Source organism: Croceitalea dokdonensis DOKDO 023, assembly GCF_001306415.1.
Taxonomy (GTDB): domain Bacteria; phylum Bacteroidota; class Bacteroidia; order Flavobacteriales; family Flavobacteriaceae; genus Croceitalea; species Croceitalea dokdonensis.
This window is the reverse complement of record NZ_LDJX01000003.1, coordinates 16,961-38,400: the sequence shown is the minus strand read 5'-3', so window position 1 is coordinate 38,400 and position 21,440 is coordinate 16,961. Positions and strand designations below refer to the sequence as shown.

Here is a 21,440-nt window from a genome sequence, read left to right as displayed (position 1 = left end):
AATAAGGGGAGGAGCTTTTTTCTTGCAACATAATCATCAGTTAAGGCTATAAATGAAACCTAAGCGGTTTCTTTAGCTCCCCTCCTCAGCTGAGGAGGGGAATGAATTCCGCATCGCGGAAGAAAGGGGAGGTTGATGGCCCAAGCTTTTGAAATTAGGACGTACCATGGGCTTTGTTAGTCAAGGTTTAGCTCTTCTCACTGATACGTGGGATGTTTCATATCTCAACATGACAAATACAACTATAAACCCTTCTGCCTGCAGTCAGAGAACCTTCTCAACGGTTAGTATTCCACCTTTGGGGCTAGGGGGCGTTCGTGCCTCAACATGACATTCCAAAAGTGCAAGGCGCAAGACCCAAAGCGTATAGTCTTCTGCAAAAAACACACATTTAAGGTGATTTCCCTTTGGGGGAGATAGAGGGAGCTTTTTACTCTTCTATCACCAAGTATTCCAAATTCATTGCATTGAACTGCTGATTAAACGCTTTCATTTCTTTATCCACCAAAGCATTAAATGCATCCAATTGGGCATTTATTTTAGTGGTCATCTCATTTTTGACAGCAATATCCTGTTCCGTAGGGGGAAAATCATCTAGACTGACAAGGCTGTTCAGGTGTGCTAGCTTGTTGGTCAGGCGAATTGGGAAGTTCAACGGATCTTGGCCACTCCTATTCTTGGTTTGGTACAGCGTTTTTTCAATTTCTGTAAAACTTTTCTTTAGTTCTTCCGCCTTGTCCACCAAGCTTTTGACCAGTTTGTCTTCTTTATACTGCTTGGTAAAAGCGTTAAGCTTTGTATTTATGTTTCTTATCTTTTTGATGGACTGATGCGCATTGTCCACCGTTTCATTGATACTGGTAATGAAATCGTATTGCTTTTGCATATCGGCCACGGAAACCTCTGCACGCGGATCGGGCAAAATTTTGAATTCCTCGGTCTGGGTAAGGCCGTTCACATTTAAATGCACTTTGTACGTTCCGGGGACCGCTTTGGCACCGTCTAAATTGGCCCACCACAAAATCATACCCTCTAGTTTTTCCGCACCTTTTCCGCGCGTATCCCAAACATGGGTATTACCGCCATCCTTAACCTTTAACTTCTTCCCTTTTTCTGTGTTAAATGTGCTGTAGTTGGCAAGCGTATCACCGGCCATGCTGGTATACGTTAAACTGATACTATCCTTCTCTGTAGCTTTTTTCACATAAAAATGCGTGACCACCCCATTAGGATGATTTTGTCCTTCAGTTAAACTTGGCTTACTTGCCGCCCTACCTTTTGTGCGGTAACTATCTTTTGGGGCAAACAACCTGGCCTTGCCCGCAGTTTTGTCTTTGTGCAACTGGTGCAGCACGGTTAAATCATCAATCATCCAAACACTGCGCCCTTGGGTGGCAACAATGAGATTGTTTTCCTTCCAGGCCAAATCCGTAATCGGTACAATGGGAAGGTTCAATTGAAAAGGTTCCCAATTGGCCCCATCCGTAAAGGAAACGTACATTCCAGTTTCCGTACCGGCATAAAGCAAGCCCTTACTCTTAGGGTCTTCCCGCAGTACCCGCGTAAAATGTTCATTCTTGATACCGTTGGTGATCTTGGTCCATGACTTACCGTAATCCGTGGTTTTATAAAGGTAGGGGGCAAAATCACCTAGTTTGTATCTGGTACCGGCAATATAACAGGTGCCTTCATCAAATGCAGAGGGTTCAATACTGTTGATCATCATCCAATCTGGCATACCGGTTGGGGTCACGTTTTCCCAAGTTTTACCTCCATCCTTGGTCACATGCACCAGTCCGTCATCACTACCCACCCAAAGCAAGCCTTCCTTTAAAGGGCTTTCATTGGCTGCAAAAATGGTACAATAATACTCTACCCCAGTATTATCTTGGGTAATAGGGCCACCACTGCTCACTAGTTTTGTTGGGTCGTTACGGGTAAGGTCATCACTTAACAACTCCCAGCTTTGGCCTTCATTGGTGGACAGGTGCACATGGTTGCTAAAAGTGTACAGTTTTTTGGGGTCGTGCTTACTAAAAATGATGGGGAAGTTCCATTGAAAACGATATTTCATCCCCTCTGCACCGTATCCCATAGGATTATCTGGCCAAACGTTGATACCACGGACCGTACCTTTATCATGGTTTACACGGGTTAAGAAGCCGCCATAGCTTCCGCCATAGACAATATCATTATTGGTTGGGTCTACGGCAATATGTGCGGACTCTCCCCCTGCGGTGGGTTCCCAGTCATCCTCCCCAATACTGCCGTCGTCAGAACGGTGGTTGATGCGTACCGTACTGTTATCCTGTTGGGCAACATAAATACGATACGGAAAGGCATTATCCGTGGTCACCCGATAAAATTGAGCCGTAGGCTGATTGTAATAGGTGCTCCACGTTTCTCCACCATCATAGGAGACCTGGGCACCACCATCATCCCCAATGATCATGCGCTGGCTGTTTTCCGGGGCTATCCACAAATCGTGATGGTCCCCATGGGGGGCATTAAAGGTCTTAAAGGATTTTCCGCCATCCGTAGACTTATGGTAGCGTACGTTTAGTACGTACACCACATCTTCATCCTCCGTATCCGCATACACCCGGGTGTAATACCAAGCACGCTGTCTTAGTTTTCTTTCACTGTTGATTTGCATCCAAGTTTTCCCGCCATTATCGGACCGGTACAGGCCACCTTTTTCCTTGTTCTCCACTATGGCAAATACCCGTTCTGAATTTACGGGTGATACCGCTACCCCAATAATGCCCAAAGTATCTTTAGGAAAACCATCATTCTTGGAAATCTCCGTCCAACTTTCACCGCTATCCGTACTTTTCCATAAAGCGGAACCATCGCCCCCGCTGCTCAATGAGTAAGGTGTCCGCTTTGCGCGCCAGGTACTTGCGTATAAAATTCTGGGGTTATTTGGATCAAAGGTGAGGTCTACCGCTCCCGCTTGATCGTTCACAAAAAGGACCTGCTTCCAATTCTTGCCGCCATCGGTACTTTTGTAGATGCCACGTTCCTTCGTGGGTTTATAAATATTCCCTAAAACCGCTGCATATAACGTGTTGTAATCGGTAGGATGCACCCGGATGCGTGGTACGTGACGGCTTTTTTCCAGCCCGGCTTTTTGCCAAGTCTTTCCGGCATCTTCGGTTTTCCAAACGCCGTAACCACTGGAAACGTTTCCACGAAGTGTCTTTTCACCTCCACCAACGTAAATGACGTTGGGGTCGCTTTTGGCCACCTCAACGGCACCAATACTACCCCCAAAATAACCGTCTGAAATATTTTTCCAACTACGGCCACCATCCAAGGTCTTCCAAACCCCACCACCGGTGGCCCCAAAATAAAACAGATTGGGCTCACCCGGAACCCCGGTCACTGCTGCCGATCGGCCACCACGGAAAGGCCCCACCAAGCGGTACTCCAAACTGGAATACAACTCAGCGGGAATCTCTGGTGTAGCCGTGTTTTTCTTTCTTCTTTGGGATTCACCGGTAAAGGCAACAAAACATAGCGAGAGGAGGGCAATACCTGCCTTGGAGAATAGCATTTTCATTTTTTTAGGTTCTTTGAATTAGTTGCTACTAAAAGTAATGAAAAATGAAAACATAGATATTTTGTAATTTACCAAAGTGATTTTCCCGGAACAATGAGACCTTCCCTTTTTACCCTTGTTTTGATGTGTGTGTTCTTATCTTGCAAAAACAGGAACAGCAATGAGCCTTTTAACCGACCCGCTAACATAACAAAACCCCTAAAGCCATGTGGCTATCGCTATCTGTTAAAAGACAAAAGTCCAGAAGGTTGGCGCGGTTATGGTAGGGATGCCTTATCCCCAAGTTGGACGAAAAGTGACCGTACGCTCATCTTTGATACCTCCCTTGGACTTGATCAGGACGCTAAAGGTAGAGAAGCTATTATGTATGGAGCCGAGGAGTTTGATAGCTTTGAACGGTATCCGGAATGGAAACTTCCCCCAGGCGGCAAACGCGCTATTCTTTATCATATCAAAGAGGGGTATAGTAGCCTGCCCATGGTAGCCCCCGAATACCAATTGATAGATGATGAAAATTACGCCCGTATCCATGACGTAATAGGCTATATTAGCTTACAAGACCATGGAAGCGCTATTGGGTTCAGAACTATTAAAATCAGACAACTATAAAGCCTCCCTTGATCTCACCTTAGTAGGGAAAACAAAAAAAGCATTACTATTAAGCCAATAGCATATGAACAAAAGAGACTTCTTAAAAAAAACAGGGATTGGTGCACTGGGAGCACTGGCAATACCTTCCATTCTTGGCGCCAATAAAAAAATAAAAGCCTTGAAACCGGGGGGGCGTCTGCGCACCGCGCATATTGGTGTGGGCAATATGGGGGCGGAAGACCTGCGTGATATCGCCTCACACCCGCAAGTAGATGTGGTGGCCCTTTGCGATGTGGATGCCATAAACCTTTCCGCCGCCCGGAAAAAATACCCAAAGGCCAGAATATTTGCAGATTACCGGGTCATGTTGGCAGATATGAAGGATACCATTGATGCAGTGGTCATCTCAACCCCGGACCATACCCATGCCCCGGCAGCAGCGCATGCCATGCAGATGAACAAGCACGTATACTGCCAAAAACCGCTAACGCACTTTGTAGCGGAATCCAGACAACTCAAAAAACTGGCGGAAGAAAAACAGCTCGTCACCCAGATGGGGATTCAGGTACACTCCTTTTATGATTATAAACTGGCCACCCTTTTAATCCAGGATGGTATTATTGGCAAGGTACATACCGTGCACGCTTGGAGCCCAAAGAATTGGGGTTATAAGGGTACGGAACCTACCGGCAAGGATGATGTTCCCGCACAACTGGATTGGAACCTCTGGCTGGGAACCTCGCCGGAACGCCCTTATAAGGAAGGATATTACCATCCTGGGAACTGGCGTAAACTTATGGATTATGGTTGTGGCACTCTGGGCGATATGGGGGTACATATCATGGACACGCCATACAACGCGCTGCAGCTTAACGTACCAATGACCATAAAGAATGAATGTCAAAAAACAAACGGGTTCGGGTACCCAGAAAATAATATCGTCACCTATGAATTTCCTGGCACGGACTATACCAGTGACACCTTAAAGTGGATTTGGTATGACGGCCCTGGCATGCCACCTGCCCACGAAGATTTAGTCTTGCCAGATGGGAATGGGATATCCCATAAAAGGCGGACGGCTATAGCAACCGATATTTCCTTGGACGCAAAAAAGGCAGCAAAAGGGGAGTTGCCGGAGCAGGGCGCCATGTTTGTGGGTACAAAAGGAAGGTTGTTATTGCCCCATTTTATGCAATTGCCCCGTAAAATACAGCGTGGTAAGTATGTGGATATTTCCAAGGACATTGCCAAGCACAATCTGGGCCAGCCCATCAGGAACTATGACAGCGAGGGCCCAAAACACTATCATGAATTTGTGGATGCCTGTCTGGGAAAGGCTACTTGCTCCGCCCCTTTTGGCTATGCGGCAAAACTAACGGAAACCATTCTCTTAGGGGTCATTGCGGGCCGTTTCCCCAACCAGACCTTACATTGGGATGCCAACAACGCAAAATTTGCGGAACCGGAGGCCAATAGATTTTTAAAAGGTGCGTATCGGGAGTTTTAAAAGGTACTCACCAACTTTTGGCATTACGTAAATAAAAATGCCCAAAAGACTTATTGTTGGTCATGGTCTGCCACATCTTTGGACAGGTCCAACCTCCTAAATTTAGGGGACACCAATGCCGTAGTGCCCACAGTGAGCAAGGTCATACAACCACCAAATACCACGGCAGTGACCGTACCCAACAGTTTGGCCGCCACCCCGCTCTCAAAAGCGCCAAGTTCATTGGAGGAGCCTACAAAAATTGAATTAACGGATGCCACCCTGCCCCTCATATGATCTGGCGTTTTTAATTGTAGGATGGTCTGACGGATAATCATACTCACCCCATCTACGGCACCACTTAAAAACAGGGCAATGACCGAAAGCCAAAAATAGGTGGATAAGCCAAATACAATGATACAGATGCCAAAGGCAAAGACTGCCCAAAGTAATTTTTTGCCCGCATTTTTATGCAACGGAAAACGGGTAGAGCCCAGCATGGTTATGGATGCCCCAACCGCAGGGGCTGCCCTTAAAATACCAAAACCCTCTGAGCCCACATGAAGAATGTCCTGGGCATAAATAGGCAGAAGGGCAATGGCACCACCAAATAACACTGCGATCATATCCAAGGTTAATGCGCCAAGAATAGCGGTACTCCCAAACACAAAACGTAATCCATCTTTAAGGCTTTGGAACACGGGCTCGCCTATCTTGGGATTTAAAATGGGCTTTTTAGCAATCTGGAACAAAAAGAGTAATGCCAAAACAGAAAAGGCAAAGATGATGCACATGCTCCAATGCACCCCCATCCAACTTATGGAAAACCCTGCAAAGGCCGGCCCCAGCACGGATGCCATTTGCCAGGTGGAACTGCTCCATGTGGCAGCATTCGGATATATTTTCTTGGGTACGATCAAGGCAATGAGCGAAAATATCGTGGGACCAATAAACGCCCGGACCAAACCTCCCAAAAATACTAAGGCGTAAATAGTATATAAGATGCTTTTAGAGGTATACTCCTCTTCTACCGAAGGATGGGTAACCAGAAACAATCCCATACTAACCACGGAAAATCCTAAAATACATTTTACAAGCAGACTTCGTTTTTCTTTTTGGTCCACGATGTGCCCTGCAAATAGGGCGATGCTCACAGCGGGAATGATTTCCATCAACCCGATAATTCCCAATGACAAAGGGTCTTTGGTAAGACTATAGACCTGCCATTCAATGACGATAAACTGCATGGACCAGGCAAAGACCATGGCAAACCGTACTCCTAGAAAAATATTGAATTCTTTAAAGCGCAGGGCGGCATATGGGTCAATTTTGTTCTCCATCCCAATTACTTCAAATCTTTAAGCTTAAGTTGAAGGTTCACTTGTCCCTGCCATTCGTTTTCATCTAAATGAAAAACGATGTCAAACCTATTTTTTTTCTTTATTCGCCCTATGCTATCACCAAGGTTAAAACCTATTGCACCCATTGGCTTTGAGCCTTTCTGGGTGACGCTCAATTTTAAGTGTTTCCCTCCTTCACCAACCCCTTTGCCGTACCCAGTGTCCTGCACATTTTCTGCCATAAAAACAGGGGTCATATTGCCCGGTCCAAAAGGGGCGAACTGTTTTAGGATACGCATCAATTTTGGGGTAATCTGGTTTAATTCAATTTTGGCATCGATGGTTATTTCTGGCGTCAGCAATTGTGGGTCTATGGTTTCCGCCACTACTTTTTCAAACCTGGCTTTAAAAGTCCCAAACTGTTCTTCCAGTAGGGTGAGTCCCGCCGCATATTTGTGACCGCCAAATTGTTCTATACATTCCGCACAATCCTGAAGGGCATTGTAGACATCAAAACCTTTCACGGAACGTGCGGAAGCGGCCAGCTTATCACCACTTTTTGTAAACACCAAGGTTGGGCGGTAATAGGTTTCCGTTAATCTAGAGGCAACAATTCCAATAACGCCTTTATGCCAGTTTTCTTGATAGACAACAGAGGTAAAGCGTTCTTCTTCTTTATTTGTCCGAATCTGTGACAAGGCTTGCTGGGTAATTTCTTGGTCCAGGGAGCGACGATCAAAATTGTATTTTTCGATACCTGCGGCAAACCGTTCCGCTTGTTGTAAATCTGTTTCCGTAAGCAAGTTCACGGCGTGCTGCCCGTGTTCCATCCTACCTGCAGCATTAATGCGTGGCGCAATGATGAACACCACATCGGTAATGGTGAGTTCTTTCTTTTTTACCTGGTTGATGATGGCCTGGAATCCAATTCTGGGATTGGAATTAATGACCTGCATCCCAAAAAAGGCCAACACCCTGTTTTCCCCGGTAATGGGTACGATATCCGCCCCAATTGCCGTAGCCACCAAGTCCAGATAGGGGATTAGATTTTCTATGGTCTGTCCTTTGTTGGAGGCTAAGGCCTGTACCAGTTTAAAACCTACGCCACAGCCGCACAACTCATCATACGGATAGTTACAGTCCTCCCTCTTGGGGTCCAAAACGGCCACGGCGGCTGGCAAGGATTCACCGGGCCTATGGTGGTCACAGATGATAAAATCAATTCCCTTTTGCTTGGCGTATTCCACTTGTGCCACGGCCTTTACCCCGCAGTCCAAGGCAATGATCAAGCTAAAATCATTATCATCGGCAAAATCAATGCCTTTTAATGACACCCCATAGCCTTCTCCATAACGATCGGGAATATAGGTTGCCACATTGGGATATTCCTGTAGCAAATACGAGGAGACCAAGGCCACTGCCGTAGTCCCATCCACATCATAATCCCCGTAAACCAAGATGTTTTCATGAGATGTGATTGCTTGTTCAATCCGGGATACGGCAACATCCATATCCTTCATCAAAAAGGGGTTGTGCAGGTCTGTCAATTGAGGGCGGAAGAACCTTTTGGCCTCCTTATAGGAAGAAATTCCCCGTTGTAGAAGCAATTGCGCCACTAAGGTGTTAACTTTCAGTTCATCCGAGAGTTTTTGGATTTCTTGTTTTTCAGGAATTGGCTTAATCGTCCAACGCATGGATTCATTTCGGTTTTAATTTAAGCTCCTCCCCTTATTTTCAAGGGGAGGTGGTTTTCTCCGCCGCGGCGGATGGAAAAGCGGAGGGGTTTTTATGCACGACTTAATAAAAAACCTAGAGTTACGCTTGATACGTTAAGGCTTGGGCTTTCAACCTCCCCTTTCTTCCGCTGGGCGGAATTCATTCCCCTCCTCATCTGAGGCGGGGAGCTTTTACATATTTACTTTTTATGAAACACTGTCTTAATCTCCAACTCCGCAAACCTTCTGAACATTTCCATGACCCCACAATATTTTTCTACGGATAGGTCTACGGCACGTTGTAATTTTTCCTCATTTAAATTGGACCCATGAAAATGGTACTCAATGGCCACTCGGTCATAGTACCTAGGATGTTCATCCGTAAGGTTGGCAATGGTTTCAATACTAAAATCATCTACTTCCAACTTCATTTTTGTAATCAATGAGGCCACATCCAATCCGGAACAACCTGCCAATCCAGAAAGCATCAAGGCTTTTGGACGTAATCCTTTACCCTCGCCACCATCCTCAGGTCCGGCATCAATGGTTACATTAAGACCAGAAGGGTTGTTACTTTCAAAGGCCATTCCGCCTTTCCACTTAGTACTGATATGATTTGTTGCTCCCATACTATTTTATTTCTAATACGGTCGCTAAATTACGATAATCCTTGCTGTGTGGTTGGCACTGTGTAGTTTTTCCATGTCAGCCTCCCTTGATTATAAGGGGTATTTTTCATGCACCCTACCTCTGGCCTCCCTTTTTCCCACTCCCAAAATCTAAATTCGTATTTTGGTTCACTAATACATATCCTATGCCCTTAGTACCACCTTTAGACCCCAATCATGACCCGGAAACCAAAAAACTGGCGGAGTTCTTTAACGAAACCTTGGGTTTTTGTCCTAATTCCATTTTAACGATGCAGCATAGGCCTGCGATTTCAAAGGCGTTTATCAATCTAAACAAAGCGGTCATGGCCAATGAGGGCAGGGTAACCTCTGCTTTAAAACGAATGATTGCCTGGGTGAGCAGTAATGCCACAGGCTGCCGGTATTGTCAGGCGCACGCAATACGGGCGGCAGAACGTTACGGAGCGGAACAAGAGCAACTGGATAATATTTGGGACTACAGAACACATCCTTCGTTCTCAGAAGCAGAACGTGCTGCCCTAGACTTTTCCCTGCAGGCCTCCCAAGTGCCCAACGGTGTGGATGCAGAAATTAAAGAACGCCTGTACCAATACTGGAATGAAGGTGAGATCGTTGAAATGCTGGGTGTTATTTCCCTCTTTGGGTACCTGAACCGCTGGAACGATTCCCAAGGTACCGATATTGAGGACGGTGCCGTTGAAAGTGCCAACCAATACCTAGGCAAACACGGATGGGAGAAAGGGAAGCATGACGGGGGTAGGTATTAGAGACTAGATAGAAGACTTAAGACCTGAGATTTTGAACCCTGTCGATTGGTGGGGTTTTTATTCTTTCATTTTTCTGAAACTTGTTCTAGATAGCTTTACTTTTTTTAAGACTGTTTTATGCCTATCGAGATTTGATGTAATTTGTGGATGCGAATTCTTCAGGTTACCATAAACTGTAAATAAATAAATTAACTTGGGTAAAAATTAAAAAGAAATGGATACCTATATTTTTTTCTATTCCTTCAATTCTCATTTCAATCACCTGTGTTTTCCGTACATACCTTAAAGAAATCAACAGATTAAAAAGAATTAGGGAACTGGGAAAACTTTCAAATGTAAAATTAAAGCAATTGCAACTTATCAAAAGGTCTTTAAATGTAGGTCACCCTCTACAAAGACTAATACATCAACCCAAAAAGATATAAAGGAATAATGTTTAATGCGCCAACTTCCATATCGTCTCGCACTACATAGCTATTGGCCACGTTTTTAATTTGTTTTGACGATTTGCCTTTTCCACCAATTTCAAAAGTAAATTTCCTATCAATTATAAAATCCGCTTTTTCTGCTAAATGAATCTCGCAGTTCTTTAAATGTTTGAATTGATTGGCAAAAAAAGTTTCACGAACCGTACCAATTTCTGCATTGCCTTTACCGAGGGCATTTACGATGTTGGTATTGTTCAAGTACAGCTTTTCTGGTTTTGTGAATTGCCCGATACCCTTATCTGGTTTAAAAAGGGATATGATCAAATCTGCCCTATCCAAAAGTTTGATTGCATTGATTAAAAAAGTACGGTTTATTCCCAACCGTTCGCTTAGCTTTTTAATATTAGGCGTAAACGGGGCACTTTGTGATATGGCGATCAAAAGCTTTTTTATCTTCCTACTGTCATCATAGGTGATATTTTCCACGGCTGCCATATCACTTTCAATAATTAAATTAATGGTTTGGAGAAGTCTTTCGCCATAGGATTCCTTATTCTCTAAAAAGTATGGGTAAGCCCCGTATTGCAGGTATTCTTTAAATACTTTTATTGGGTGATTTATGTCCTTCAAAAAGGCTCTGGCAATGTCCTTATGACCTGTTAAAATATCCGCCATGGATACCTTTGATATCTTGTGCCCTTTATCGAGGTATAAAAACTCCCTAAATGATAATTCCTTTAAGTGGTAGGTTACCACTCTTCTACTCAAATCAGATTCCCCTTTATACACTTCCAACATGGAAGATGAAGTAAATACTAGGTGAAGCTTGGGGTGCTTATCATAGATAAGTTTTATTTCTCTAGACCATCTTGGATATTTGTGAACTTCATCCAACAATAAATATTCCCCTCCTTGCAAAACAAATTCATCGGCTAGTGAAACAAGGGTGTTTTCCAAAAAGTAAAGACTATCTAAAGTGGTATATAAATATGCTTTGTCAACCAAATGAAATTTGGCTCTTTGAAGCAATAAACTGGTCTTTCCGGAGCCCCTTGCACCCTTTATTGCTATTAACCTGTCTGACCAATCTATTTCTTTTGCTAGATATCGTTCATTGGGCGGAGCATGGGCAATTAAAGATTCTTGATGGGCAAATAATTCTTGCATTATTGTTTTTTACAATAACAAAATTATATATTTATGGTTATCTTAAAAAACATTTTATATTATTTTTTGTTATTTACAATAACATTATTGGATTGATTTAGTAATATAATTTTGCAATACCCCTACCACCTCCTCCTCAAACCACGGATGCTTTATCCGCCAAAACCTATTGACTGGAGATGGATGTGGCAATGGAAAATACTTGGGTAAAAATTCTTGATGGTGACGCACATTTTCCGTGAGGTTTCTTTTGCCATCCTTCCCTAAATACCCGTCTTGTGCGTATTTACCAATCAGTAAAATCAATTTTACATGGGTAAACGCTTTCCACATCACATGATGCCATAGTGGGGCACATTCTTTACGCGGCGGTAAATCCCCCGTCTTTGCCTTACCCGGATAACAAAAACCCATGGGCATTACCGCAAAATTATCTGGATTGTAAAATTGTTCTTCCGTAACCCCCAACCATTTGCGAAGTTCCTTTCCGCTGGCATCATCCCAAGCTTTGTTATGCTCATGTGCCTTTCTTCCCGGAGCTTAACTCACCAAAATGATTTTAGAATTTGTACTACCCGAAACAATGGGCCTTGGGCCCAACGGTAAATGCTGCTTGCAAACCGTGCATCTTCTGATTTCTGATAATAGCGCTTTCATTTCTTGCCTCCTACCACAACCACCAACTCCCCTTTTGGCGGCTTTTGGGCAAAGTGTTCCAAAACCTCTGCCAAAGTGCCCCTTATGGTTTCCTCGTAGAGTTTGGTCAGCTCACGGGAAACGGAAACTGGTCTGTCCGGTCCAAAGTACTCCGTAAACTGGCCCAGGGTTTTGACCAATTTATGGGGCGATTCATAAAAAATCATCGTACGGGTTTCATCGGCCAACAATTCCAAACGGGTCTGGCGCCCCTTTTTTACAGGTAAAAAACCTTCAAAAACAAATTTATCATTGGGCAGGCCACTGTTGACCAAAGCGGGGACAAAGGCCGTTGCCCCAGGCAGGCATTCCACTTCAATCTGGTGTTCCACGCATGCTCTGGTCAATAAAAAACCGGGATCGGATATGGCCGGGGTCCCGGCATCGGAAATTAGGGCAATAGTCTCCCCAAATTGCAACTTTTCAATAATACCGGCCACCGTCCTGTGCTCATTGTGCATATGGTGGGACTGCATTGGGGTGCTAATTTTAAAATATTGCAACAGTTTTGCACTGGTACGGGTATCTTCGGCCAAAATTAAATCCACCTCCTTTAAAACCGTCAAGGCCCGCAGGGTAATGTCCTGTAAGTTCCCAATCGGGGTTGGCACTAAAAACAATTTTCCCATCGGCTAAAAATAAAAAAACCGAAGGCAAAAAGCCTCCGGTTATTTAATAAGTTTTGGAAACGGACTAGGAAAACTTGCGTTCTATCAGTTGCATAAAACGTTCTGCATATTCTTCCTTACCTTCCCAGTTGTTATACTCTGGCCTTACCATATTATCTATAAATGCCTTGGAACGCTCCTCCGTATCAATGGTGGCCAATTGGGAGATGACCCTGGTGTAATCTTCCATATTGTTATCGAACAAATGTTTTACAAAAGCTAATTTATCGTTGAGCCCCACTTTAAAATCCTTGACCAAACGGTCATTTAAAGAGGTTGGCTTGGGAACCAGGTTTTGTTTGGTAGGTATTGGGGAAAGCTCCTCTTTGTCATTTTTCATGGGCTTGGCCATAAACTCCCCAAAAATATACTCAATCGCATCCGGCGGCATTTCCGAAACCATATCTTTAATCGTATCCATTCCCGGGGTAATGATATCCTCCTTATGTGGATTGCTCTCTGGCACCCCACGGTTTTCATTCATTACCGCATTGGCCATTTGCTCAAAACGGGCAGCAATGACATTTTTTGAAACGTCCACCTCCACATCTGCCAATTTCTCCTCTATGAACTTTAGCACGGCCAATTTCTCATAAAGTTCCTTGGCCACTTCATACAATGCGGTAAGTTCCTTGTCCTCCCGGGAGGTAATAATGTCGGTAGAAAGTTTAACCAGTTCCTCTCTTAGCTTTCGTTTCATGGTTTCAATTCTTTACGTATAAATGTACTATGATTTTGCATTGCAATTTTTCAACAAAAGGTTAAATTCCATCCTTAGAAACGGCGTTTTTTTAGATTAATTTTACGCTTTGTCCAATTAAAACCTACAAACCCTTAATTTCGTTTAAAAGTACAATATGTTTCTTGAAAACACGGTAAACCCCAAAGAACAGTTCGGATGGATAGAGGTGATCTGTGGCTCCATGTTTTCAGGCAAAACGGAAGAACTGATAAGACGGTTAAAACGCGCCCAATTTGCCAAACAAAAAGTGGAAATCTTTAAACCCCAGGTAGACACCCGCTATAATGAGGAAATGGTGGTATCACATGATGCCAATGAGATTCGTTCCACACCCGTGCCAGCTGCGGCCAACATCCGCATTTTGGCGGACGGTTGTGATGTGGTAGGTATAGACGAAGCACAGTTTTTTGATGATGAAATTGTAACGGTCTGCAATGATTTGGCCAACTTGGGGATACGGGTGGTAGTCGCCGGTCTGGATATGGATTTTAAAGGAAACCCCTTTGGACCCATGCCAGCATTGATGGCCACGGCAGAATACGTGACTAAAGTACATGCCGTTTGTACGAGAACGGGCAATTTGGCCAACTACAGTTTTAGAAAATCCAGTAATGATTCCTTGGTCTTTCTGGGGGAAACCGATGAATATGAACCCCTGAGCAGGGCCGCTTTTTACAAGGCCATGCTCAAGGAACGGGTAAAGAATATTGAGGTAAACACAGAGGCCATTAGCCCCAAAAAGAAACCTTTGAATGACTGACCTTGGAGAGACCACCCTGGAAATTGACCTTGGAGCCTTGGCGCATAATTATGCCTATTTAAAAAAAAGACTGCACAAGGATACCCTGTTTTTGGCCGTAGTAAAGGCATTTGCCTATGGCAGCGATATGGTTTCCGTGGCCACCAAACTGCAGGAACTGGGAGTGGACTATTTTGCCGTAGCCTACGTTAAAGAAGGTGTGCTGCTGCGCGATGCGGGAATCACCGTACCCATTTTAGTGCTACACCCACAGCCCAAGAATTTTGGGGAGCTTATAGACCGTTGCCTGGAACCCAGCGTATATGCGACCCGAGTGCTGGATGCCTTTATTGCCGCGGCAACACAAAAAAAACAGGCGGACTATCCCGTTCATGTGAAATTCAACACCGGCTTAAACCGATTGGGGTTTAAAGCTGATGCCATACCGGGCATCGCGGAAAAAATTCGTGCGCAAAAAGCCATTAAGGTAAAGTCCTTGCTCTCACACTTGGCCGCTTCCGATGATAGGGACCAGACGGAATTTACCCAAGGACAAATCACCAAATTCAGGGAAATCATCACTAGGATGTCAAGCGCCCTGGGGTACCTCCCCATTTGCCATCTGTTAAATACATCTGGGGTGCTGCATTACCCAGAAGCCCAATTTACCATGGTGCGCAGTGGTATTGGTCTATATGGGTTTGGGAATGATGCCAATATAGATCAAATGCTTAGACCAGTTGCGCGGTTAAGCACTGTCATCTCGCAGATACACCACATTGCAAAAGGGGAAAGCGTAGGATACAATCACGGACATATAGCCCAGAACCCCATGATTACCGCTACCTTGCCCATTGGGCATGCAGACGGTATTGGGAGGCAGTACGGCAGGGGTAGGGCAGCCGTTGTGATCAACGGGAAGCAGGCGCCTATCGTGGGAAATGTATGTATGGATATGATCATGGTAGATGTTACCCATATCAACTGCGAGGAAGGGGACTCTGTTGTCATTTTTGGAGCCGAACAATCCGCAGAACAATTTGCCCACGCTGCCGATACCATTTCTTACGAAATTTTAACCGCCATATCCCAACGGGTAAGCCGGCGTATCATCCAATGAAATTCTTTTGCGGCCGTTAACATAATTTTAGCTTTTTTTGTACCTTGCTGGCGTATTAACCAGTAAACTATAAACAATATGCTTAAAGAATTTAAAGAGTTTGCCATGAAAGGCAACCTGGTGGACATTGCCGTAGGTTTTGTCATGGGTGCCGCTTTCAAAGAGGTGGTAACTTCTTTCACCGGAGGAATCGTTTCCCCGCTGATCGGACTATTATTTGACACTGATTTTAAAGCCATGCGTATGAAACTAAAAGACGGAGTGGTGAATGATGCCGGAGAAACGGTGGGCGAGATATTCTTGGAATATGGTACGTTTTTAACCAGCGTCATTGACTTTATCATTGTAGCCTTTGTGATGTTCTTGATGGTGAAAGGCATCAACAATATGAAAAAGAAAGAAGAAGAGGCTCCGGCAGAACCAGCAGGCCCAACAACAGAGGAATTGCTTGCCGAAATACGTGATGCCCTTAAAAAGTAAGTTTTCTTAGGAGCAATTCTAAGGATGCCGTTACATCACTTTTTTAATTCTAAAGCCCCCTATCAGCATCCTGATAGGGGGTTATTTTTTGGGCGTCCCCAACCCAAATCAACCATTGGAATAAGAAACGATTAATAACTGTTATATTTGCAACTTTTTGTTGTATTTTTAAATTATTGGAATTTTTACTTGCCCATTCCCTAGGTAAAATTACCTTTGTGGGCTTAAAATTTACATAAGATGAAAGTAGCCGTTGTTGGTGCTACCGGTATGGTAGGCGAGGTGATGTTAAAAGTATTGGCAGAACGTAATTTCCCGATCACAACATTATTGGTTGTGGCCTCTGAACGCTCGGTTGGCAAAAAGCTATCCTACAAAAATCAAGAATTCACTGTCATTGGCCTTGCGGATGCGGTTGCGGCCCAACCGGATATTGCCATTTTTTCCGCTGGTGGGGATACCTCATTGGAATGGGCACCAAAATTTGCAGCAGTAGGCACCACGGTCATCGATAATTCCTCTGCCTGGCGTATGGACCCTACCAAAAAATTGGTGGTTCCTGAGATTAATGCCTCCCAACTTAGCCGTGAGGATAAAATCATTGCCAACCCTAATTGTTCCACCATTCAATTGGTCATGGCATTACATCCTCTCCACAAAAAATATCAAATGAAACGGGTGGTGGTTTCTACCTACCAGTCGGTTTCCGGTACTGGGGTAAAAGCGGTACAACAATTGGAAAACGAAATGGCCGGGGTAAAGGGTGAAATGGCCTATCCGTACCCCATCAATAGAAATGCCTTGCCACATTGTGATGTATTCTTGGAAAATGGCTACACCAAGGAAGAAATGAAATTGGCACGGGAGCCGCAGAAAATTTTGGACGACCGTAGTTTTTCCATTTCCGCCACAGCTGTCCGTATTCCTACTTCTGGAGGACATTCAGAATCGGTCAATGTAGAGTTCCAGAACGATTTTGAACTTAATGAGGTACGTCAATTATTAAATGACACCCCAGGGGTTACCGTGCAGGACAATACGGATACCAACACCTACCCCATGCCCATTTACGCCCATGACAAGGACGAGGTTTTTGTAGGCCGCATCCGCCGTGATGAGACCCAACGCAACTCCTTGAACCTATGGATTGTGGCAGACAATCTCAGAAAAGGGGCCGCCACCAACGCCGTACAGATTGCGGAATATTTGGTGACCCACGGATTGGTGGGTGCTTAATCCCATTTTTTTACTGCTCTAGAGCCTATTGAAACGTCAAGGCTATCCACCTGCACCGGGTGCCTGTAGGTAGTCTATTGCAGACCGCACCTTTAATTTGACTTTAACCACCCCTTGTGGACGGCCTATTTTAGGCCTCTGCGGCAACCTACCCCCGACAAAGCCTTGGATATGGTGCTTACGGCCATTGTACGTAGAGACCACCATGGATTTTGTGGCGTATCAACCCTAAAAAACCCATCGCCCTTCTTTTACAAAGAGCCATGGGCCTTTCTTAAATTTGGCCAAAGCCCTACTTAAGCCCCAATTCTTTTTTTCGTGCTTTGAGCAACTTGGCCACATCTATCTTATCGCCATTTTTAATGGTATTGTCCACCGTTAACAACACATAGCGTTTTCCACCTTGCCTAAACAATAATTCCTGCCCCATTTTTAATTCTACCCCGCTATTGGAGAAAGGGGATAAATTAGGGTTCATGACATTGGGAATGATCAACGGTATGGGCTTAGCACTGGTATTCATTAGGGTAAAATCAACCATTTGCATACCAGAGGTATCCTGCCATTGTGCATTGGCATTCAATACCACCACTGTAAGTTTGCCCATTTTGGAAGAATTGTTGGTCAACGTAATTTTGGATTCCCGCTCTACCATGACCACCGCCTTGCCCGTGGGTCCCAAACCAAACCCCCTTTTAAACTCCCCTGTTTTTTTGTCCTCCACCTTAACTTCTATTTCTTTTCCCGTTTTATTCTTTAACTGTAGCTCATACAGCTCATACTCTGCATAATCAAAATCCAAGGAGGTGCCAGGGGCAATTTCAAGGTCAGACTTTTGGGCACTTACTAAAGAGAATACAGACCAACAAAGAAGGATACTACTACATACTACTTTTTTCATGATGTTTTTATGTTTAACCGTTATTGGGACAAAGGTGTGAAAACGGTCTGCCTTGGGCGACTTAAATTAAAAAGAGGCGTCCCATACGATTTGAGACGCTAGTTCTTTAACGATTCCACGTACTGCGTTGGGGTGCTTTGCACCAGTTTCTTAAACACCCTATTAAAAGTTGCCTTACTATTGAACCCACACTCAAATGCAAGGCCCACCAAGGAAAATTTTTGGTTGTCCCCCGCAGACACCCGTTGTTTAAATTCCGCAATCCGATACTGGTTTACCAAATCATTAAAGTTCTTTCCAAAGCCTTGGTTAATGGCTTCCGATACTTCAGCCCTTTGCAGTCCCGTTTGTTCGGCCAGTTGTTTTAGGTTTAATTCCGGATTTAAGTACACCTTTTCCTCTTCCATCAATTTATGGATGTCCTGCTTTCTTTTTACGATGTAATCTGCTGCTGCCCCGTTCTTGGTTTTGCCTCCCCTTGGCAAATCTGGTGCCTGAAAATCAGTTAAAAAAGAAAAATTGGTAAAGTAACCCTTGACTCCAAAATACAATATGGCCAAAGCGGAAAAGAACTGTATCCACCATTTCTGTTTCCAGCTCATCTCAATGACCAACTCATTAATAAATACCTGCACAAGGCCGTAGAGAAAGATAAAACTGTATATACACAAGAAATTACGAATCCAAATAAGCTCCTTGTACGCCATATTGGAAAAGAACTGTGGCACGCCCTTTTTATAGGTAGCGTACAGCTGAAAGGAGAAAGCCAGGTAGAGCAACATTTGCATGGCAGAAAAAATACTGAAAAATGGATTAAGGTAGGGCCACTGCAATTGTTCTACCAAATAGCCATTTTGGACGTCTGCAAAGCCTGGCTGTTGTGCATCGTACAAATAGATTACCGTTTTCACCAGAAAAAAGACCAACCAAGGTACCGCATGCCAAAAGTGCTTTTTGAGCAATTGAAAACCTGGTGTCACCACACTTTTTACGTAAAAATATAGTAAGGGGGCCGTGAGCATTTCCATACTCACCAAAAAGTAGTTGACCTTGGTGTTCCTAAACGTATCGTACCAACCCATAAAACCAATGGTATAGGTGGTGCGGTGATAGCACATAATGAGTATGATACAGGCCAAAAGTAAGTCCGGGACATTCCGTTCCTTTACAAAACGCAGGTATAAGAGTGCTGCCAAAACAAGCCCTTGGAGCACCAAGATGAGCAATGGCGTGCTAAAGAGGTTAAAATCAGGAAAAGCCTGTAAAAAAAAGGGTCGCATTGGCAGTACGTTACACCTCCAAATATATCCTTTTAATTGCAGCCATGAAATGGGGTATTGACTGCGCGCTTGCCCATAACACCAGTTGCGGGCCACAGGCGAGAAAAAGGTTGCAACCGCCATGCCCCATGTACCCACCTATGCCCCTCTCTACATGTAGCTGCTGTTTTTTGTATTTTTAGCCTATGTGCTACAGTACACGGCAAACACGGACAAGGGAAGCAATACAGCAAAAATTAAGGCTCACCTCTGCCTTTAAGGACGGTGGTGCCAATTTAGAACTAATACACTACCATGCCAACGGATGGGAACATCCCCTCCTATGGATAGTGGCACAAGAGTATCCCAAGCACCTGCTTCCTGCCATGTGGGGACTGATGCCTGCACGTGAAAAGCAGGCCAATTACAAAGAGTACTTTAAAAACCCAAAGACTTTTGGAGGGCTTAATGCCAAATCTGAAAAGTTGTTCGACCATTTTATCTATCGCTATTCATGGCAGCAGCAGCGTTGTGTGATACCCATAGATGGTTTTTTTGAACCCCATAATACCAAGGTGAAGGTAAAAGGCAAGGATTTTAAAGTGCCATTTTATTTTTACAGGAAGGATGGTGAACCCTTGTACTTGGCGGGCATTTATACCCAAACGGCGGACGAGCGATGGACTTTTGCAGTCTTGACCAAAGCTGCCACGCCAAAATTTGCAGCAGTACATAATGACAAGAAACGCCGCCCTATTTTAATTGCTGAAAACGATATTGACGCTTGGTTACATGATGGCAACACGGCCTCTGATGTGCAGGATATTATGGACAATGATCTGTGGGAAGGCGAACTGGGCATTCACCCAGTGACCAAAGACTTGTATAGCCGTAGTGTAGTTTCCAACTACCCTGGGATTATTGAAAAGGTAGATTATCCTGAGGTACAGCTCGCTTTTGATTGAGCTTTAATAACTACCTTCACTTAGCGTGTTTTACATGGAACGATAGTGAGATGGAAAATGTATCGAGAAGCATCCAGGCACCCAAGGTTCTCGATATAATTCGCTTGCAGCGAATCACTCGAACTGACAAAACGTATAATTGGTACGCAAATCCTAAAGGAGACCTCCAATGTCACTTCGAGTGTTTTCAGTGCAGCGATAGCGGAAGTGAAAATGTATCGAGAAGCATCCGGGCACCCAAGGTTCTCCCCCGAAGTGTCGGGAACAACGCCTCTTTCAGGACGCCACTCGAACTGATAGGACGTATATCTTACTCAAAAAGATAGTTGACATTATTTTTTTTGCAAAGTGATAAAGCTCCTCCCTTTGGCAAAGGGAGGTGGCAACAAGCGAAGCAACGTTGACGGAGGGATTGAACACCCCAAACCCCAAATAAAACTCCTCGCACAAAAGGCAATCTCCCCTTTCTTCTTGTCCTTACGGACAGAATTCATTCCCCCCTTTGCTAAAGAGGGGAGCCGCAAGATTCTCTGCACAACACAACCAAGCTCCTCCCTTTGGAAAAGGGAGGTGGCAACAAGCGAAGCAACGTTGACGGAGGGATTGAACTGTCCCAAACCCCAAATAAAACTCCTCGCACAAAAGGCAATCTCCCCTTTCTTCTTGTCCTTACGGACAGAATTCATTCCCCTCTTTCCTAAAGAGGGGAGACGCAAGATTTTCTCCACAACACAACCAAGCTCCTCCCTTTGGCAAAGGGAGGTGGCAACAACCGAAGCAACGTTGACGGAGGGATTGAACTATCCCAAACCTCAAAGAAAACTCCTCGCACAAAAGGCAATCTCCCCTTTCTCACGACAATAAAGTCGTGATTCATTCCCCTCTTTCCTAAAGAGGGGAGCCGCAAGATTCTCTGCACAACACA

At 44.5% G+C, this 21,440-nt stretch carries 17 protein-coding genes and 1 pseudogene; 8 read left to right on the top strand and 10 right to left on the bottom strand.

Translation table 11 applies throughout. The annotated features are described in order from the left end of the window. Window positions 1–430: 430 nt before the first annotated feature. Window positions 431–3,565 (bottom strand): WD40/YVTN/BNR-like repeat-containing protein, encoded by a 3,135-nt coding sequence (locus tag I595_RS07150; protein ID WP_054558753.1) that lies wholly within the window; start codon window positions 3,563–3,565, stop codon window positions 431–433. A gap of 123 nt (window positions 3,566–3,688) precedes the next feature. Here I595_RS07150 and I595_RS07145 point away from each other — a divergent pair, with 123 nt between their 5' ends. Both I595_RS07145 and I595_RS07140 read left to right on the top strand, forming a co-directional pair. Further along, entirely contained in the window at window positions 3,689–4,174 is a 486-nt protein-coding gene (locus tag I595_RS07145; RefSeq protein ID WP_157449675.1) for a 3-keto-alpha-glucoside-1,2-lyase-like domain-containing protein, read from the top strand. A 64-nt stretch (window positions 4,175–4,238) separates the two neighbouring features. Continuing rightward, window positions 4,239–5,663, top strand: a complete 1,425-nt coding sequence (locus I595_RS07140; RefSeq protein WP_054558751.1) for a Gfo/Idh/MocA family protein — start codon at window positions 4,239–4,241, stop codon at window positions 5,661–5,663. A gap of 50 nt (window positions 5,664–5,713) precedes the next feature. On the opposite strand, the gene I595_RS07135 is transcribed toward I595_RS07140, so the two are convergent. The 3 genes from I595_RS07135 to I595_RS07125 form a co-directional block, all read right to left on the bottom strand. Beyond that, entirely contained in the window at window positions 5,714–6,982 is a 1,269-nt protein-coding gene (locus tag I595_RS07135) for an MFS transporter (protein ID WP_054558750.1), read from the bottom strand. Window positions 6,983–6,987: 5 nt separating this feature from the next. Beyond that, entirely contained in the window at window positions 6,988–8,676 is a 1,689-nt protein-coding gene (recJ, locus tag I595_RS07130) for a single-stranded-DNA-specific exonuclease RecJ (RefSeq protein WP_054558749.1), read from the bottom strand. A 221-nt stretch (window positions 8,677–8,897) separates the two neighbouring features. Beyond that, entirely contained in the window at window positions 8,898–9,326 is a 429-nt protein-coding gene (locus I595_RS07125; protein WP_054558748.1) for an OsmC family protein, read from the bottom strand. Window positions 9,327–9,511: 185 nt separating this feature from the next. Between I595_RS07125 and I595_RS07120 the strand changes: the two genes are divergently transcribed. Further along, a complete protein-coding gene (locus tag I595_RS07120) occupies window positions 9,512–10,114 on the top strand; it encodes a carboxymuconolactone decarboxylase family protein (protein ID WP_054558747.1) in 603 nt (200 codons plus the stop codon). 398 nt (window positions 10,115–10,512) lie between these two features. Here I595_RS07120 and I595_RS07110 read toward each other — a convergent pair whose 3' ends face one another. The 4 genes and pseudogenes from I595_RS07110 to I595_RS07095 form a co-directional block, all read right to left on the bottom strand. After that, window positions 10,513–11,709, bottom strand: coding sequence for an ATP-binding protein (locus I595_RS07110; RefSeq protein WP_054558745.1), 1,197 nt, complete (start codon window positions 11,707–11,709; stop codon window positions 10,513–10,515). A gap of 84 nt (window positions 11,710–11,793) precedes the next feature. Further along, window positions 11,794–12,237, bottom strand: a pseudogene (locus I595_RS07105) (uracil-DNA glycosylase family protein); the annotation flags it as partial. A 125-nt stretch (window positions 12,238–12,362) separates the two neighbouring features. Then, on the bottom strand, window positions 12,363–13,034 hold the full coding sequence (rsmI, locus tag I595_RS07100) for a 16S rRNA (cytidine(1402)-2'-O)-methyltransferase (protein WP_054558744.1): 672 nt from the start codon (window positions 13,032–13,034) through the stop codon (window positions 12,363–12,365). Between the two features lie 64 nt (window positions 13,035–13,098). Beyond that, window positions 13,099–13,773: a hypothetical protein gene (locus I595_RS07095; RefSeq protein WP_054558743.1), complete on the bottom strand. Its 675-nt coding sequence runs from the start codon at window positions 13,771–13,773 to the stop codon at window positions 13,099–13,101. A gap of 157 nt (window positions 13,774–13,930) precedes the next feature. On the opposite strand from I595_RS07095, the gene I595_RS07090 reads away from it, so the two are divergent. From I595_RS07090 to I595_RS07075, 4 genes are all read left to right on the top strand, one after another. Next, the gene (locus I595_RS07090; RefSeq protein WP_054558742.1) at window positions 13,931–14,575 is read left to right on the top strand and encodes a thymidine kinase; all 645 of its coding nucleotides are present in this window, start codon (window positions 13,931–13,933) and stop codon (window positions 14,573–14,575) included. Beyond that, on the top strand, window positions 14,568–15,674 hold the full coding sequence (gene alr / locus I595_RS07085; RefSeq protein ID WP_054558741.1) for an alanine racemase: 1,107 nt from the start codon (window positions 14,568–14,570) through the stop codon (window positions 15,672–15,674). The genes I595_RS07090 and alr overlap by 8 nt, the downstream gene beginning before the upstream one ends. Before the next feature lie 78 nt (window positions 15,675–15,752). After that, window positions 15,753–16,154: a large-conductance mechanosensitive channel protein MscL gene (mscL, locus tag I595_RS07080; protein WP_054558740.1), complete on the top strand. Its 402-nt coding sequence runs from the start codon at window positions 15,753–15,755 to the stop codon at window positions 16,152–16,154. 240 nt (window positions 16,155–16,394) lie between these two features. Continuing rightward, on the top strand, window positions 16,395–17,390 hold the full coding sequence (locus I595_RS07075) for an aspartate-semialdehyde dehydrogenase (protein ID WP_054558739.1): 996 nt from the start codon (window positions 16,395–16,397) through the stop codon (window positions 17,388–17,390). A 292-nt stretch (window positions 17,391–17,682) separates the two neighbouring features. On the opposite strand, the gene I595_RS07065 is transcribed toward I595_RS07075, so the two are convergent. Both I595_RS07065 and I595_RS07060 read right to left on the bottom strand, forming a co-directional pair. Next, window positions 17,683–18,291, bottom strand: coding sequence for a hypothetical protein (locus I595_RS07065; RefSeq protein WP_054558737.1), 609 nt, complete (start codon window positions 18,289–18,291; stop codon window positions 17,683–17,685). Between the two features lie 98 nt (window positions 18,292–18,389). Then, window positions 18,390–19,571 carry a helix-turn-helix domain-containing protein gene (locus I595_RS07060; protein ID WP_054558736.1) on the bottom strand — a complete coding sequence of 394 codons (1,182 nt, stop codon included), beginning with the start codon at window positions 19,569–19,571 and terminating at the stop codon, window positions 18,390–18,392. 185 nt (window positions 19,572–19,756) lie between these two features. Here I595_RS07060 and I595_RS07055 point away from each other — a divergent pair, with 185 nt between their 5' ends. Then, window positions 19,757–20,515, top strand: a complete 759-nt coding sequence (locus I595_RS07055) for an SOS response-associated peptidase (protein ID WP_054558735.1) — start codon at window positions 19,757–19,759, stop codon at window positions 20,513–20,515. Window positions 20,516–21,440 lie beyond the last annotated feature (925 nt).

Coding starts and splice junctions, on each gene's coding strand:
- I595_RS07110 (WP_054558745.1), bottom strand. CDS start 11,709: ATGCAAGAATTATTTGCCCATCAAGAATCTTTAATTGCCCATGCTCCG.
- I595_RS07075 (WP_054558739.1), top strand. CDS start 16,395: ATGAAAGTAGCCGTTGTTGGTGCTACCGGTATGGTAGGCGAGGTGATG.
- rsmI (WP_054558744.1), bottom strand. CDS start 13,034: ATGGGAAAATTGTTTTTAGTGCCAACCCCGATTGGGAACTTACAGGAC.
- alr (WP_054558741.1), top strand. CDS start 14,568: ATGACTGACCTTGGAGAGACCACCCTGGAAATTGACCTTGGAGCCTTG.
- I595_RS07055 (WP_054558735.1), top strand. CDS start 19,757: ATGTGCTACAGTACACGGCAAACACGGACAAGGGAAGCAATACAGCAA.
- I595_RS07060 (WP_054558736.1), bottom strand. CDS start 19,571: ATGCGACCCTTTTTTTTACAGGCTTTTCCTGATTTTAACCTCTTTAGC.
- I595_RS07135 (WP_054558750.1), bottom strand. CDS start 6,982: ATGGAGAACAAAATTGACCCATATGCCGCCCTGCGCTTTAAAGAATTC.
- I595_RS07065 (WP_054558737.1), bottom strand. CDS start 18,291: ATGAAAAAAGTAGTATGTAGTAGTATCCTTCTTTGTTGGTCTGTATTC.
- I595_RS07145 (WP_157449675.1), top strand. CDS start 3,689: ATGTGTGTGTTCTTATCTTGCAAAAACAGGAACAGCAATGAGCCTTTT.
- I595_RS07150 (WP_054558753.1), bottom strand. CDS start 3,565: ATGAAAATGCTATTCTCCAAGGCAGGTATTGCCCTCCTCTCGCTATGT.
- I595_RS07125 (WP_054558748.1), bottom strand. CDS start 9,326: ATGGGAGCAACAAATCATATCAGTACTAAGTGGAAAGGCGGAATGGCC.
- I595_RS07120 (WP_054558747.1), top strand. CDS start 9,512: ATGCCCTTAGTACCACCTTTAGACCCCAATCATGACCCGGAAACCAAA.
- recJ (WP_054558749.1), bottom strand. CDS start 8,676: ATGCGTTGGACGATTAAGCCAATTCCTGAAAAACAAGAAATCCAAAAA.
- I595_RS07095 (WP_054558743.1), bottom strand. CDS start 13,773: ATGAAACGAAAGCTAAGAGAGGAACTGGTTAAACTTTCTACCGACATT.
- I595_RS07140 (WP_054558751.1), top strand. CDS start 4,239: ATGAACAAAAGAGACTTCTTAAAAAAAACAGGGATTGGTGCACTGGGA.
- I595_RS07090 (WP_054558742.1), top strand. CDS start 13,931: ATGTTTCTTGAAAACACGGTAAACCCCAAAGAACAGTTCGGATGGATA.
- mscL (WP_054558740.1), top strand. CDS start 15,753: ATGCTTAAAGAATTTAAAGAGTTTGCCATGAAAGGCAACCTGGTGGAC.